This window comes from Flavobacterium ginsenosidimutans (assembly GCF_037478105.1).
Lineage (GTDB): Bacteria > Bacteroidota > Bacteroidia > Flavobacteriales > Flavobacteriaceae > Flavobacterium > Flavobacterium ginsenosidimutans.
The window spans coordinates 2,612,030-2,625,416 of sequence record NZ_CP147988.1; the positions used below are offsets into that span (position 1 = coordinate 2,612,030).

Annotated in this window: 11 protein-coding genes and 1 pseudogene; 8 read left to right on the forward strand and 4 right to left on the reverse strand. The window is 32.7% G+C overall.

Annotated features, from left to right (window positions below):
• The first annotated feature begins 48 nt into the window (after nt 1-48).
• From V6624_RS11495 to V6624_RS11510, 4 genes are all read left to right on the forward strand, one after another.
• Nucleotides 49-3,207 (forward strand): UvrD-helicase domain-containing protein, encoded by a 3,159-nt coding sequence (locus tag V6624_RS11495; protein WP_338841808.1) that lies wholly within the window; start codon nt 49-51, stop codon nt 3,205-3,207.
• Nucleotides 3,208-3,290: 83 nt separating this feature from the next.
• Nucleotides 3,291-4,484 carry a glycine C-acetyltransferase gene (kbl, locus tag V6624_RS11500; protein WP_338841809.1) on the forward strand — a complete coding sequence of 398 codons (1,194 nt, stop codon included), beginning with the start codon at nt 3,291-3,293 and terminating at the stop codon, nt 4,482-4,484.
• 113 nt (nt 4,485-4,597) lie between these two features.
• On the forward strand, nt 4,598-6,064 hold the full coding sequence (locus V6624_RS11505) for an OmpA family protein (RefSeq protein ID WP_111287224.1): 1,467 nt from the start codon (nt 4,598-4,600) through the stop codon (nt 6,062-6,064).
• A 63-nt stretch (nt 6,065-6,127) separates the two neighbouring features.
• Nucleotides 6,128-8,890, forward strand: coding sequence for a PD-(D/E)XK nuclease family protein (locus V6624_RS11510; RefSeq protein WP_111287222.1), 2,763 nt, complete (start codon nt 6,128-6,130; stop codon nt 8,888-8,890).
• A gap of 188 nt (nt 8,891-9,078) precedes the next feature.
• On the opposite strand, the gene V6624_RS11515 is transcribed toward V6624_RS11510, so the two are convergent.
• Entirely contained in the window at nt 9,079-9,222 is a 144-nt protein-coding gene (locus V6624_RS11515; protein WP_263524681.1) for a hypothetical protein, read from the reverse strand.
• 289 nt (nt 9,223-9,511) lie between these two features.
• Between V6624_RS11515 and V6624_RS11520 the strand changes: the two genes are divergently transcribed.
• Both V6624_RS11520 and V6624_RS11525 read left to right on the forward strand, forming a co-directional pair.
• Nucleotides 9,512-9,832 carry a hypothetical protein gene (locus V6624_RS11520; RefSeq protein WP_095928511.1) on the forward strand — a complete coding sequence of 107 codons (321 nt, stop codon included), beginning with the start codon at nt 9,512-9,514 and terminating at the stop codon, nt 9,830-9,832.
• Between the two features lie 24 nt (nt 9,833-9,856).
• Nucleotides 9,857-10,231, forward strand: a complete 375-nt coding sequence (locus V6624_RS11525; protein ID WP_095928390.1) for a hypothetical protein — start codon at nt 9,857-9,859, stop codon at nt 10,229-10,231.
• A 46-nt stretch (nt 10,232-10,277) separates the two neighbouring features.
• Here the strand turns inward: V6624_RS11525 and V6624_RS23725 are convergent.
• The 3 genes and pseudogenes from V6624_RS23725 to V6624_RS11535 all read right to left on the reverse strand — a co-directional run.
• Nucleotides 10,278-10,343, reverse strand: a pseudogene (locus V6624_RS23725) (hypothetical protein); the annotation flags it as partial.
• On the reverse strand, nt 10,316-11,092 hold the full coding sequence (locus tag V6624_RS11530; protein WP_111287220.1) for an alpha/beta fold hydrolase: 777 nt from the start codon (nt 11,090-11,092) through the stop codon (nt 10,316-10,318). The pseudogene V6624_RS23725 and the gene V6624_RS11530, both read right to left, overlap by 28 nt.
• Before the next feature lie 170 nt (nt 11,093-11,262).
• The gene (locus V6624_RS11535) at nt 11,263-12,066 is read right to left on the reverse strand and encodes a TIGR00266 family protein (RefSeq protein ID WP_095928388.1); all 804 of its coding nucleotides are present in this window, start codon (nt 12,064-12,066) and stop codon (nt 11,263-11,265) included.
• Between the two features lie 177 nt (nt 12,067-12,243).
• Here V6624_RS11535 and V6624_RS11540 point away from each other — a divergent pair, with 177 nt between their 5' ends.
• Nucleotides 12,244-12,600 carry a hypothetical protein gene (locus tag V6624_RS11540; RefSeq protein ID WP_111287218.1) on the forward strand — a complete coding sequence of 119 codons (357 nt, stop codon included), beginning with the start codon at nt 12,244-12,246 and terminating at the stop codon, nt 12,598-12,600.
• A gap of 89 nt (nt 12,601-12,689) precedes the next feature.
• Entirely contained in the window at nt 12,690-13,208 is a 519-nt protein-coding gene (locus V6624_RS11545) for a ferritin (protein WP_095928386.1), read from the forward strand.
• Nucleotides 13,209-13,387: the final 179 nt, after the last annotated feature.

Consider the following 13,387-nt stretch of genomic DNA (forward strand, 5'->3'; position numbering starts at 1 on the left):
TGAGGGTTGAATATTTTGTGTTATTTTTACGATACAAAAAATCAAACTATGCAAAGTCCGTCTTTCTCCATTTATGATGCTTCTGCAGGATCAGGAAAGACATATACATTGGTAAAAGAATATTTAAAAATTATTCTTTCTTCTCCAAAAAACGATGCATATCGAAATATCTTAGCAATCACTTTTACCAACAAAGCAGTTCATGAAATGAAAAGCCGTATTGTTGGAAATTTGTCTGAATTCGCAAAAGATGATCCGTCTCCAAAAGCGGCTGATTTAATGGAAGGCCTTTCGCGAGATACTGGGCTTTCTATTATTAAAATCAAAACCAAATCACAGCAGATTATTAAGCACTTAATTCATAATTACGCTGCTTTTGATATTTCGACAATTGATAAATTTACCCACAAAGTTATTCGTGCTTTTGCACACGATTTAAATCTTCCAATGACTTTTGAAGTCACTCTGGATACCGAAAATTTATTGGTCGAAGCTGTTGATGCAATTATTGCGCAAGCTGGAGAAGATGAAACATTGACCAAACTGCTCATCGATTTTACTATGGAAAAAACCGATGATGACAAAAGTTGGGATATTTCGCGTGAAATTCTAGACACGGGAAGATTGGTTTTTAATGAAAATAATCGAAACGAAATTCTACATTTTCAAGACAAAACTATCGGAGAGTTTGTGGAAATTAAAACAAAAATGCAAGCGCTTTGTAAAGGGCTTGAAGAAACCAATGAGGGTTTTGCATCCAAAGCGATTGAATTGATTGATAAAAACGGAATTGATCCAAAATCATTTTCAAGAGGAACTTTTCCAAATCATTTAGAAAGTATTCGAAGCGGAAAATTCAATCCGAAAAATAAAACATTTCATGAATTCGATGATATTGCGATTAACAAAACGGTAAAAGACCGCGCGTTAATTGAAAATATTATTCCAGAATTACTTCAAATATTAAAAGAGGTTTATCAAAACTTTGAAAAAAGAGATTTTTATAAAGCCTTTTTGAAAAATATTACACCACTTTCTTTGTTGAATACAGTAAGTAATGAACTTGCAAAAATTCAATCGGAACAAAATATTTTATCCATCTCAGAATTCAACGCGATTATTCATCGCGAAATTCAGAATCAGCCAGCGCCTTTTATTTATGAACGTTTGGGCGAGCGTTATCGTAATTTTTTCATTGATGAATTTCAGGATACTTCAGAAATGCAATGGCAAAATTTGATTCCTTTAATAGATAACTCACTTTCGGGTTTAGATGATTTAGGAAATAAAGGAACTTTAATGATTGTTGGCGATCCTAAACAATCTATTTATCGCTGGCGCGGAGGTAAAGCGGAACAATTTATTGAATTGAGTAAAGATGTGAATCCGTTTAATAATCCGGACAAACAAATCAAACATTTAAACACTAATTATCGAAGTTATAGCGAAGTTATTGAGTTTAATAATGCTTTTTTTAAACTGATTTCGGCTGAATTTTCAAATGAAGATTATAAAGACTTATATGAGAATCATAGTTTTCAGAACACAAATTCGAAGAAAGGTGGTTATGTAAATATATCATTTCTTCCAATCGTAGATAAAAATGAATTTGTAGATGAAGAAGAAGTTGTTGAAAAATCTGATTTGTATGTTTTAGCAACTTTAAACACAATTCAGGAAGTTGTGAAACAAGGTTTTGAATATAAAGATATTGTAATTCTTACCAGAAAAAGAGATCAGGGAATTGCAATTGCTAATTATTTGACCGAGCAAGGAATCCCTCTTTTGTCTTCGGAAACATTAATGATTCAAAATGCATCAGAAGTTCGTTTGATCGTTCATCTTCTTAGATACTTAAATAATAGTGCAGATTTAGAATCGAAAGCACATTTTTTACATTTCCTAGCATCGAGCAAAGATTTGGCAATGCCTATTCATGATTTCATTGCAATGGGAATGAATCATAGATTTGAAAAAGATTTTGAAGAATGGCTTCTGACTTTTGATGTTTCTTTTTCTTTTGAAGATGTTAGAAAAAAATCATTGTATGAAGCGGTAGAAGTTGTCATTTCTAAGTTTATTCTTCCGTCTGAAGGAAATGCTTATGTTCAGTTTTTTCTAGATATTGTTTTAGAAAGAGATATCCGAAATCAATCTGGAGTTGCAGACTTTCTAGTTTTCTGGGATAAAAATGCAGAGAAATTTAGTATTCCGTCACCAGAAGGAAACAATGCAGTTCGAATTATGACTATTCATAAATCAAAAGGATTAGAATTTCCAGTTGTAATTATGCCTTTTGCTGACGAAGATTATAATAGGAAGCCAAAAGATAAACTTTGGCTCGATACAGAAGAAATTGATTTAGGAATTCCAAAAGCACTGGTAGATAATAGTAGCGCAGTTGAAGGATTTGGCGAAAATGCCTCGGCAGTTTTTAATTTGAAAAAGCAAGAAGAGCTTTTAGATAATATAAATGTGTTATATGTGGCTTTGACTCGTGCAGAAGAGCAACTTTATGTGATTTCTCAATCATTAAAAGCAAAAAATGATGGAGAATATCCAAATAATATGGCTTCCTTTTTTATTAAATTTTTAATTAATGAAGGGGTTTATGAAGAAGAAAAATTAAACTACGAATTTGGAAATAAAATGAGACTTTCGAAACTTTCTGAAACAGTCAATTTAGTCAAATCAATTCCGATTGTGAGAGAAGTTTTGAATCCAAAGAATATTAAAATAGCACAGCGCGAAGCTTTAATGTGGGGAACTCATCAGCAGGAAGCAATTTCGTACGGAAATATTGTGCATGAGATTTTGGCTTTTGTTAAAGATAAATCGGATATCGATTTAGCAGTAACAAAATCACTTGAAAATGGATTAATAACTTTTGATCAAGTAGAGCAGGTGCTTCAGACTTTAAGGGAAATAGTAAATCATCCAGAATTGGATGTCTGTTTTAATGGGAAAGATACTGTTCTAAATGAGCAAACAATTGTTCAGAAGGAAGGAAGAATTTTAAAACCAGACCGAGTTGTGTTTTTAGAAAATAAACAAGCTTATTTGCTGGATTATAAAACAGGAGCTGTAAATGCTAAATACCAACAGCAAATTCAGGAATATCAAGATGCAATTGAAGATTTAGGATACAAAGTGTTAAAAAAAGCATTGGTGTATATTGGAGCAGAAATTGAAGTGGTAAATTTGTGAAAAAATTAATCAGATGTTAAAGAAATAACGAAGCTTTATTTTTGTTAAGTTGTTAATTTTTAACGTTTTAAATAAATAAAAAAATGTACGGTAAAATTAAGGAGTATCTGCAAAGTGAGCTGCAGACAATCGAAGAAAATGGAATTTTTAAAAAGGAGCGTATCATTACTTCTCCTCAAGGTGCAGAAATTACAATTTCAACTGGAGAAACAGTTTTGAATTTTTGTGCTAATAATTATTTAGGACTTTCGTCACATCCAGAAGTGGTGCAGGCGGCTAAAGACGCAATGGATACACATGGTTTCGGAATGTCATCAGTTCGTTTCATCTGTGGAACACAAGATATTCATAAAACATTAGAAAAAAAGATTGCAGATTTTTATGGTACAGAAGACACTATATTATATGCTGCAGCTTTTGATGCTAACGGAGGTGTTTTTGAACCTTTGCTTGGTGAGAATGATGCAATTATTTCAGATAGTTTAAATCACGCTTCTATTATTGATGGAGTTCGTTTGTGTAAAGCGGCTCGTTATCGTTATGAGAACAATAATATGGAAGACCTTGAACAGCAGTTGATTAAAGCAAATGAAGCTGGGGCACGTTTTAAATTGATTGTAACCGATGGTGTTTTTTCAATGGATGGACTTGTAGCGCCATTAGACAAAATTTGTGACTTAGCTGATAAATATGATGCAATGGTTATGGTAGACGAATGCCATGCTGCTGGTTTTATTGGCGCAACAGGAAAAGGAACTCTTGAAGCGAAAAAAGTTATGGGAAGAGTAGATATTATTACAGGGACCCTTGGTAAAGCTTTAGGTGGCGCAATGGGAGGATATACTACTGCAAAAAAAGAAATAATTGAATTATTACGCCAAAGATCTAGACCTTATTTGTTTTCAAATTCATTAGCACCTGCAATTGTTGGAGCTTCAATAAAGGTTTTTGAGCTATTAGAAAAAGATACAACACTTCGAGATAAATTAGAATGGAATACTAATTACTTTAAAGAAGGAATGAAAAAAGCAGGTTTTGATATTATTGATGGAGATTCTGCAATTGTTCCTGTTATGTTATATGATGCCAAATTATCTCAAACTATGGCAAACGAACTTTTGAAGCAAGGAATTTATGTTATTGGCTTTTTCTTCCCAGTAGTTCCAAAAGAAAAGGCAAGAATTCGTGTCCAGCTGTCTGCAGCGCATGAAAAAGAGCACCTTGACAAGGCAATAAATGCCTTCTCAGTTGTCGGTAAAATGTTAAAAGTTATATAATTACCACTTTGGTTAAATTTTTGTAGGTTTTTTTTAACATTTCATTTTGTATTTAAAAAATTTGGTGTTACTTTTGCTTGTAATTAACTAAATTGTAATTAAAAAAATTAAGTATGAAACATCTTAACAAACTTTTAGTTGCTGTATTGATGGCGATGGGTTTAAGTTCTCACGCGCAAGACAGTAACAATCCATGGGCGATCTCTTTCGGGGTTAATGCTGTGGATACAAGGACTAGTGCAAGTCCAGAACATGTTGACTTTTTTCCTGCACACTTTTCTCAGCCATTCGCTGTAAAGGATAACTGGAATATTCTTCCTTCTTTATCTTACATTGGAGTATCTAGATATGTAGGGCATGGTTTCTCTGTAGGTTTACAAGGATCTGTAAACAAAATCGACAAATATGTTGTTTTTGCACCAAATGCAGCAGGTCATGATGGAAGAGGTATGATCGTAACAAATCCTGGGGACTTAATGTACTACGGAATTGATGCTACGGTAAAATATAGCTTCCAAGAATTGATCAAATCTAAAGTAGTTGATCCTTCGTTATCTGTTGGTGGAGGTTACACTTTCTTCGGAGATAGCAGCTACGGAACTGTTAACCCAGGTGCTGGTGTTACTTTCTGGTTTACAGATGCTATTGGTCTTGAGCTTGCTACAAGATACAAATGGTCAGTTAGTGGAGATAGAGAAGATGCAAATGGTGCTCCAGATGCTCCATCTCACTTCCAACACACTGCAGGTTTAGTTTTCAAATTCGGAGGTAAAGATACTGACGGAGACGGAATCTATGACAAAGATGATGCTTGTCCAGATGTTGCTGGTTTAAAACAATTCAACGGATGTCCTGATACTGACGGTGACGGAATCGTTGATGCTTCTGACGCTTGTCCAGATGTATTTGGTTTAGCTGCATTAAACGGATGTCCTGATACTGATGGAGACGGAATTGCTGATAAAGATGATGCTTGTCCAGATGTTGCTGGTTTAGCTGCTTTAAAAGGTTGTCCTGATACTGACGGAGACGGAATTGCTGATAAAGACGATAAATGTCCTACAGTTGCTGGTCCTAAAGAAAACGGTGGTTGCCCATTCTTAGATGCTGATAAAGACGGTGTTGCTGACAAAGATGACGACTGTCCTACAGTTGCTGGTCCTGCTAGTAACAGAGGATGTCCAGAAGTAACTTCTGAGGCGTTAGAAGATCTTAAAGTTCAAGCTAGAGCGGTATACTTTAACTCAGGAAAAGCTACTTTCAAAACAGGAGATAAAGAAACTCAAGCTAGATTAGATGCTATTAAAGAAATCCTTAAAAACTATCCAAACGCGAAATTCTCTATCGAAGGACACACAGATAGTACAGGTTCTGCTAAAGTAAACCAAAAACTTTCTGAAGATAGAGCTAAAGCTGTATTGGATGCATTAGTTCAAAGAGGTGTAAACCCAGAGAACTTAGAGTCTAAAGGATTTGGTTCTAGCCAACCAGTTGCAAGTAACAAAACTGCTGCAGGTAAAGCTCAAAACAGAAGAACTGAAATTAGACACATTGGTTCTAAATACCAAGGAAAACTATAATTCAGTTTTTAAATAAATATGAAAAGCCATTCTTAATTGAATGGCTTTTTTTATTTTTATCATATGGTAAATACTTCTTTTCTTCAAAAAATTGCTTCTGTTGTAATTCAGGATTTTGCAGATAAACTTTCTGAAATAACAATAATACTTCCTAATAAAAGGGCAAAAGTCTTTTTAATTGAAGCTCTTAAAAAAGAGACTTCAAAAACTATTATTGCGCCTGAGATTACAAGTATTGAAGATTTTGTTCAGGATGTTGCTTCAATTCGTTCAATAGATTCTATCGAACTTTTGTTCGAATTCTATGAAGTTTATTTATCGATTACAGAAAAAAAGAATCAGCAGTCTTTTGAACTATTTGCAAATTGGGCTAAAACTCTTTTACAGGACTTTAATGAAATTGACAGGTATCTTTTAGATCCATCACATGTTTTATCTTATTTGAAAGATATAGAAGACATAAAAAGATGGGGACTTGAAGTTGATCAGAAAACAAAACTTCTGGAAAATTATATTGATTTCTGGAAATTACTTCCTCTGTATTATGAATCATTATATAATCATTTGTTGTTTAAATCAATTGGTTACCAAGGTTTAATTTATAGAGAGGCAGTAAACAACTTGAATCATTTTTCAAATACGATTAAAAAACGCACTTTCATTTTTGCAGGATTCAATGCTTTGAATGCAGCAGAAGAAAAAATCGTTCAGCATTTGCTTGCTCTTGATCAGGCTAAAATTTATTGGGATGCTGACCAGGCTTTTTTAAATGATCCGTATCATGATGCGGGACTTTTTTTAAGACGTTTTAAAGAAAGTTGGAAACATTATAAAGCAAATACTTTTGAGTGGATTGTTGATGATTTTTCGCAGTCAAAGAATATTCAAATTATTGGAACCCCAAAAACAATCGGACAAGCAAAACTAGCAGGAAGCATTATTGAAGATTTAATTGATCAAAACCCTAATGCTTCTCTAGATAAAGTTGCGGTAGTTCTTGGTGAGGAGAATTTATTGGTTCCGGTTTTATATTCGCTTCCTTCCTCGGTTGGAGCTTTAAATATTACGATGGGATATTCAGGAAAGAATAATCCGTCGCAAATTTTTGTTGCTAAGTTGTTCAAAATGCATACGAATGCACTTTCTCGAAAAGGCGGAAGCTATGTTTTTTATTATAAAGATGTGCTTGATATTTTAACGCATCCATTAGTTGAGCCTTACGCGAATGCGCAAAAACTTGTAAAAATTATTAAAGAGAATAATTATACGTTTATCACTCACAATAAAATTTTGGAACTTCATCCAGAACCTTCTCCGTTTTTTAATCTGTTATTTGAGAAGTGGGAAAACGGTTCGGTTGCGGTTTTAAAAAATATTTCTACTTTATTAATCACTATTAAAGAGCATTTTAGTAATGATAATGAAGAAGAAAAAATTGCAAAAGCTTTTGTTTATGGTGTTTTTAAAGTAATCAATAAACTTATAAATTACTATTCCAAACATCATCACATCGATAATATTGATACGCTTCATGCGATTTATAAGCAAATTATAGATTTAGCTGAAGTTTCTTTTGAAGGAGAGCCTTTAAGAGGTTTGCAGATTATGGGAGTTTTGGAAAGCCGTGTTTTGGATTTCGAAACAGTTATAATAACTTCTATGAATGAAGGGAAATTTCCTGCTGGAAAATCTCAGAATTCATTTATTCCTTATGATGTAAAACGCGAGTTAGGGCTTCCAACTTTCAAGGAAAAAGATGCGATTTATACTTATCACTTTTATCATCTGCTTCAAAGAGCAAAAAACATATACTTAATTTACAATACTGAAAATGACGGACTCGATGCAGGCGAAAGAAGCCGTTTTATAACTCAGTTGGAAGTTGAGAAAAAAATAAGACATAATATTACTTTCGATATTTACAATCCAGAGCTTCCTAATACAGCATACGAACCAATTTCTGTCCCTAAATCTGAATTGGTGATGGAACGTTTAAAGGAAATCGCGACAGTTGGTTTTTCGCCTTCTGCTTTGACGAGTTATATTCGGAATCCGATTGAATTTTATTTTCAGAAAATATTGAGAATTCGTGAAGTGGAAGAAGTAGAAGAAAATATTGCTTTGAATACTTTGGGAACTATTATTCACGAAACGCTTAAAGCGCTTTATGATCCTTTTATCGGGAAATTTATTTCAGAAAACGATCTTTTAAATTGTTTTAAATTGCTGGACGATGAAGTTCTGAAGCAATTTAAATTGGTTTATAAAGAAGGTGAAATCAAAAAAGGACGAAACCTTTTGGCTTTTGAAGTTGCAAAAAGAAATGTCTCGAATTTTCTGAAAATGGAATTGGAGTCGGTTCGAAATAATGAAGCGATTCAGATTATTGCTTTGGAGCAAACTTTTGAGCGAGAATTTGTTCATCCAAAATTGCCATTTCCTGTTTTAATTAAAGGAAATGTCGATCGTATTGAACGACGAGATGGTAAAATCCGAATTATTGATTATAAGACAGGAAAAGTAGAAAAGGCGAATGTGGTATTGAAAACATGGAATGGGTTAACGCAAGAGCTTAAAAATGATAAAATCATTCAGGTTTTGGCGTATGCTTTCATGTTTGAAAAAGAAGCAGGAGGACTTCCTATGGAAGTTGGCATTATTTCATTCAAAAATTTAAAATCAGGATTTTTACCTTTTGGTTTTAAAGAAGAAAAAGATTTAGATGTAATTGTAACATCTCAAATTTTGAATTCTTATTTAGAAGAAATCGCCAATTTGCTGGGCGAAATTTTTGATGTAAACATTCCCTTTGAGGAAAAAGTATAATCACGATTTTAAATCAATTCAGTATCTCTTTTAAAACGAATTTCTTCTGGATTTCTTTTTGAATTTTGAGATAGTTTTAATTCTCTATTGATAAACAAAATGTGCTTTTTAGTTGCGAAAAACGCTAGAGATCTATAATAATATAGCCGAACTTTTTTGAAGAAGTTCGGCTATTTTTTAAGGTGCTTTTAGCTGAATATTTTTTTGAAGAAACCTTTTTTAGATTTTTCTCCAGAAGCCGTATTATTAATGTGTCCGTTTTCAATACGAAATCTTCTAAACTTTTCCAGTTTTACATTTAAGTCAAAGCGTAATTCGTCAACAGTTTTCATTTGAATAAATTTTTTGCAAATCTATAGAAAAACTTTTGCCTAATACAACAATTTGTAAACGTTAGCCTTAGAAATGAATTTTATCAATCGAAATGTTATGATTTTAATATAATATGTTTTTTATGTTATTTTTTTTTAAACATTTTACGCAAAAAAATAGGATTAATTAAGTGATAAACAAAAGTGAGTCAGTACGTTATACTACACTTTTTTTTAACAAGTGTTTATCGCACAATTGCCAATATTGAAATATCTTTGACGCTTCCAAAAACATGACAAAGAAAAGTATATGATTGATTTACAAACACTAGTAGAAGAGACTGGCGCAGAGTCTGGACTTAGTTTTAATATTGATGGAATCTTAAACGAGTCTGTTAATTTAGAATACGACGGGAATGTTGCAGCAATGATCGGAATGATCTTAAAGATGTGCCTTGAAATGTCGGAAGACGTTAACAACGGAGATCTTAAACAAGTAATGATTAAGAACAATGACGGAATTGTTGTGGCAAGCAAAAATCAAGATGATAATTGCATCGCGTTGCTTTCTAAAGATTTAAGCAAAATGGGTCTATTGCTGAGAAAGATGGATTCTATTTTTAACAACTAATTTAAAACCAAAAATTTAATACACATGTCAGATTTTTTACAAAATTTTCAAAACGATTTAAAAGAGAATGTTAACGGATTTATCGCTGTTTCGGTTACAGAAGTTGAAACAGGAATGTCTTACTGCTCTCTAACAGTAAAATCTGATTTTGATCCAGAATTGGCTTCGGCTTATAATTTAGAAGTTGTAAAAGCTAAATTAAACGCACTTAGAGCTTTAGGATTAAATCAAAAAATTAATGATATTTTAATTACTCTTACAGATCAGATTCATATTATTGATGTTTCTGAAGATGGAAGATACTTTATCTACTTAGCTGTAGACTCTACAAAGGCAAATCTTGGTTTAACAAGAGCGACTTTATCTAAATACAAAAAAGATATTACTTCAAAGTTATAATGATATTTTGCCCCCAAGAATGAGAAAAAGGCTATTTCAACCTCGGTTAGAAATGGCCTTTTTTGATCTTATAGTATTTGGATTTTATTCGAAGAAGTCTAGTAAAATTGTTTTTAAAGCTTCTTTGTTTTCGATTTGGCTCATATGGCCGTCCTCAAAAGAAACCAGTTCTGCGGTTGTGTCTTCGATTTGCGAAAGACTTTCTTCGTAGTTTAAAACAGGATCTTTTTTTCCTAGAATCAAAAGAATTGGAAATAAATTCTTGCGCACCAATTCTTCTCTGTCTTTTCTGATTTTCATTCCTTCCAAAGAAGCGACGATTCCTTGTAAAGGTGTTTTTAAAGCTTCGGCTTTTACTTTTTCGATTTCTTCTGCCAATCGAGTTCTGTTGTTTTCGCTAAACAAATTTGCAATTGCTAAACTTACAAAGCTTACATAGTTTTGTTTTACCGCTTTAATTGCACGAGTTCTATTTAATTTTTTCTCTTCGCTGTCTTCTTTAGAAGTTGAATTCAGTAAAACTAACTTTTGAATTTTTTCTGGGTATAATTCAGCGAAAGCCAAACCAACATAACCGCCCATTGAATGTCCAAGAATTATGGCTTTTCCAATTTTTAAATGTTCCAAAACCTCGTTCACTACATCGGCATTATCTTCCATTTTATGAACATAACCCAAACAATCTGTTTCGCCGTGACCTAATAAATCGATTGTTATGACACGATATTTTTCTGCAAAAAAATCAACATATTCTTTCCACATTTTTTTGTTTTCCAAAAAGCCGTGAAGCAAAACAATTGCGTTTCCAGTTCCCGAATCGGAGTATGATATTTTGGTATTTTTATATAAAAGCGTTTTCAAAATGAAAGATTTTTGTTTTGAAATGCAAAGTTAAGAAAGCTGAAGTAAAATATCGCGATGTCTTGATTTAATTGGGAAATCTTTAAAACAGTCATAAAATTATTTATAACATTGTTTGCTTTGTGAAATAATAAAAAATGGCTTCCATTTCTGAAAGCCATTTCTATAAATTAAAATCGATTATCGCCATCTAAAAGATTTCCTAATCCGCCAAGCAGACTTCCTTCGTCACGACTGTTTCCGCCAGACCTTGGTGCCGATGCAATAATGCGATCTGCTAATCTAGAAAAAGGTAACGATTGTATAAAAACTGTTCCCGGACCTTTTAAAGTGGCATAAAATAAACCTTCGCCACCAAAAATGGAATTCTTAATACCGCCAATAAATTCAATATCATAATCGACATCTTTGGTAAAACCAATAATGCATCCAGTATCTACTTTTAGGACTTCGCCAGGAGCTAACTCTTTTTTAGCCATTGTTCCTCCAGAATGTACAAATGCCATTCCATCTCCTTCAATTTTCTGCATGATAAAACCTTCACCGCCAAATAAACCGCGACCTAGTTTCTGAGAAAATTCAATTCCAACAGAAACACCTTTGGCAGCGCATAAAAAAGAACTTTTTTGACAGATAAATTTACCTTGAAATTGAGTTAAATCAATTGGAAGAATTTTTCCAGGATAAGGTGATGCAAATGAAACTTTGCTTTTAGTATTGCCTTGGTTTAAAAATGCAGTCATAAACAAGCTTTCGCCAGTAAGAACTCTTTTACCTGCATTTAAAAGTTTGCCAAACAAACCTGAACCTTGTTGTTGCGAACCGTCTCCAAATATAGTTTCCATCTGGATATTGTTTTCCATCATCATAAAGCTGCCAGCTTCGGCAATTACAATTTCCTGTGGATCCAATTCTATTTCCACATACTGCATTTCTTCTCCAAAAATCTGATAATCTATTTCGTGTGCTTGCATGATTTCTTAGTTATTTGTTTTTAAAATTAGACTAATAATGTTGTAGAATGTTACAGTTTTGATAGACTTGAGCTGTTTTTAAGAACATTATATCATTTTGTTATTTTAAATTAGTCTTAATTATGTGTTTAATTGTTTCAAATTATATATTTTTGCACCGTAATAATTTTTATCAGAATGGCATTAGTTAGCGATTTGACCACCAAAGTATTATTTGAAACCGAAAAAGGATATAGTTACCAATGTGATTTGACCAATAGTATAATTATCAATTTTATTGATACTGTGTCAAGTTATAAAATTCATGATTTTTTGATTTTTCAAAGAAAGGTTAATAGCGTTGATATTCTTGATATGCTTTATGACTTATCTGACCAATCAGATGCACAGCTGATTGAAACTACCAAAAGAAATTTTTCCAGAAATCTTACGATCTGCGAAATCGTTCAGTTAAGAGATTTATTAAACGGAACAAAATTTACCCTCAACTTGCATTCTATGCTTTGCAATATGGTAAACGTAGAGCTTATTTAGATTCTTACTTAGATTAAATCCAAATTTTCAAGGGGTTACGATCGGCTTCTTTAATTTTTGTAATTTTACACGTATAAAAATTAAAGGCCATGAAAGATTTACTAAGAACACGTACTTCATTAGTTGAAGGTGTAGAAAATATATTGAATTTACAAGCAAAATTAGAAAGTGACGCTTCTAACAAATATTTAGCTATGGCTGCATGGTTGGATAGAAATGGTTATGCTAATACAGCATCGTATTTGTATAAGCAAGCTGAAGAAGAAAGAGAGCATTTTCTGAAAATTTTCAAATTCATTACAGATATGGGAGGGATTGCAATTACGCCATCTGTTCCAGAAGTGCAGCAAGAATTTGCTTCTTTTAAAGAAGTATTTGAAATTGCTTTGCAAAATGAAATTGCAGTTACTCAAGCAATTAATAAAGTAATTGCAAAATGTAGAGCTGAAAATGACTACGCTACAGAAGATTTTATGATGTGGTATGTAGCTGAGCAAAGAGAAGAAGAGAAAAACGCGAGAAGAGCTTTAGAACTTTTTGATCTAATCAACGGAAATGAAGCTGACGGTAAATTCCAATTGGATGTACAAATCTCAAAAATCGGATAATTAACCGATTTATTATAATTTAAAAAGCCCTTAATATTTTATATTAAGGGCTTTTTTATTGGTTTAAGATATCACTTTCCAAAGTTCATAGAATTTCAGTTTCTTTTGTTTCGGAAGATCAGCTTCGGAGAAGCGAAATATCTATAGAAATTTTATGTATTGCCGACATAAAAGCTCCA

Coding starts and splice junctions, on each gene's coding strand:
- kbl (WP_338841809.1), top strand. CDS start 3,291: ATGTACGGTAAAATTAAGGAGTATCTGCAAAGTGAGCTGCAGACAATC.
- V6624_RS11515 (WP_263524681.1), bottom strand. CDS start 9,222: ATGAAAACTGTTGACGAATTACGCTTTGACTTAAATGTAAAACTGGAA.
- V6624_RS11540 (WP_111287218.1), top strand. CDS start 12,244: ATGGCATTAGTTAGCGATTTGACCACCAAAGTATTATTTGAAACCGAA.
- V6624_RS11510 (WP_111287222.1), top strand. CDS start 6,128: ATGGTAAATACTTCTTTTCTTCAAAAAATTGCTTCTGTTGTAATTCAG.
- V6624_RS11495 (WP_338841808.1), top strand. CDS start 49: ATGCAAAGTCCGTCTTTCTCCATTTATGATGCTTCTGCAGGATCAGGA.
- V6624_RS11520 (WP_095928511.1), top strand. CDS start 9,512: ATGATTGATTTACAAACACTAGTAGAAGAGACTGGCGCAGAGTCTGGA.
- V6624_RS11545 (WP_095928386.1), top strand. CDS start 12,690: ATGAAAGATTTACTAAGAACACGTACTTCATTAGTTGAAGGTGTAGAA.
- V6624_RS11505 (WP_111287224.1), top strand. CDS start 4,598: ATGAAACATCTTAACAAACTTTTAGTTGCTGTATTGATGGCGATGGGT.
- V6624_RS11535 (WP_095928388.1), bottom strand. CDS start 12,066: ATGCAAGCACACGAAATAGATTATCAGATTTTTGGAGAAGAAATGCAG.
- V6624_RS11525 (WP_095928390.1), top strand. CDS start 9,857: ATGTCAGATTTTTTACAAAATTTTCAAAACGATTTAAAAGAGAATGTT.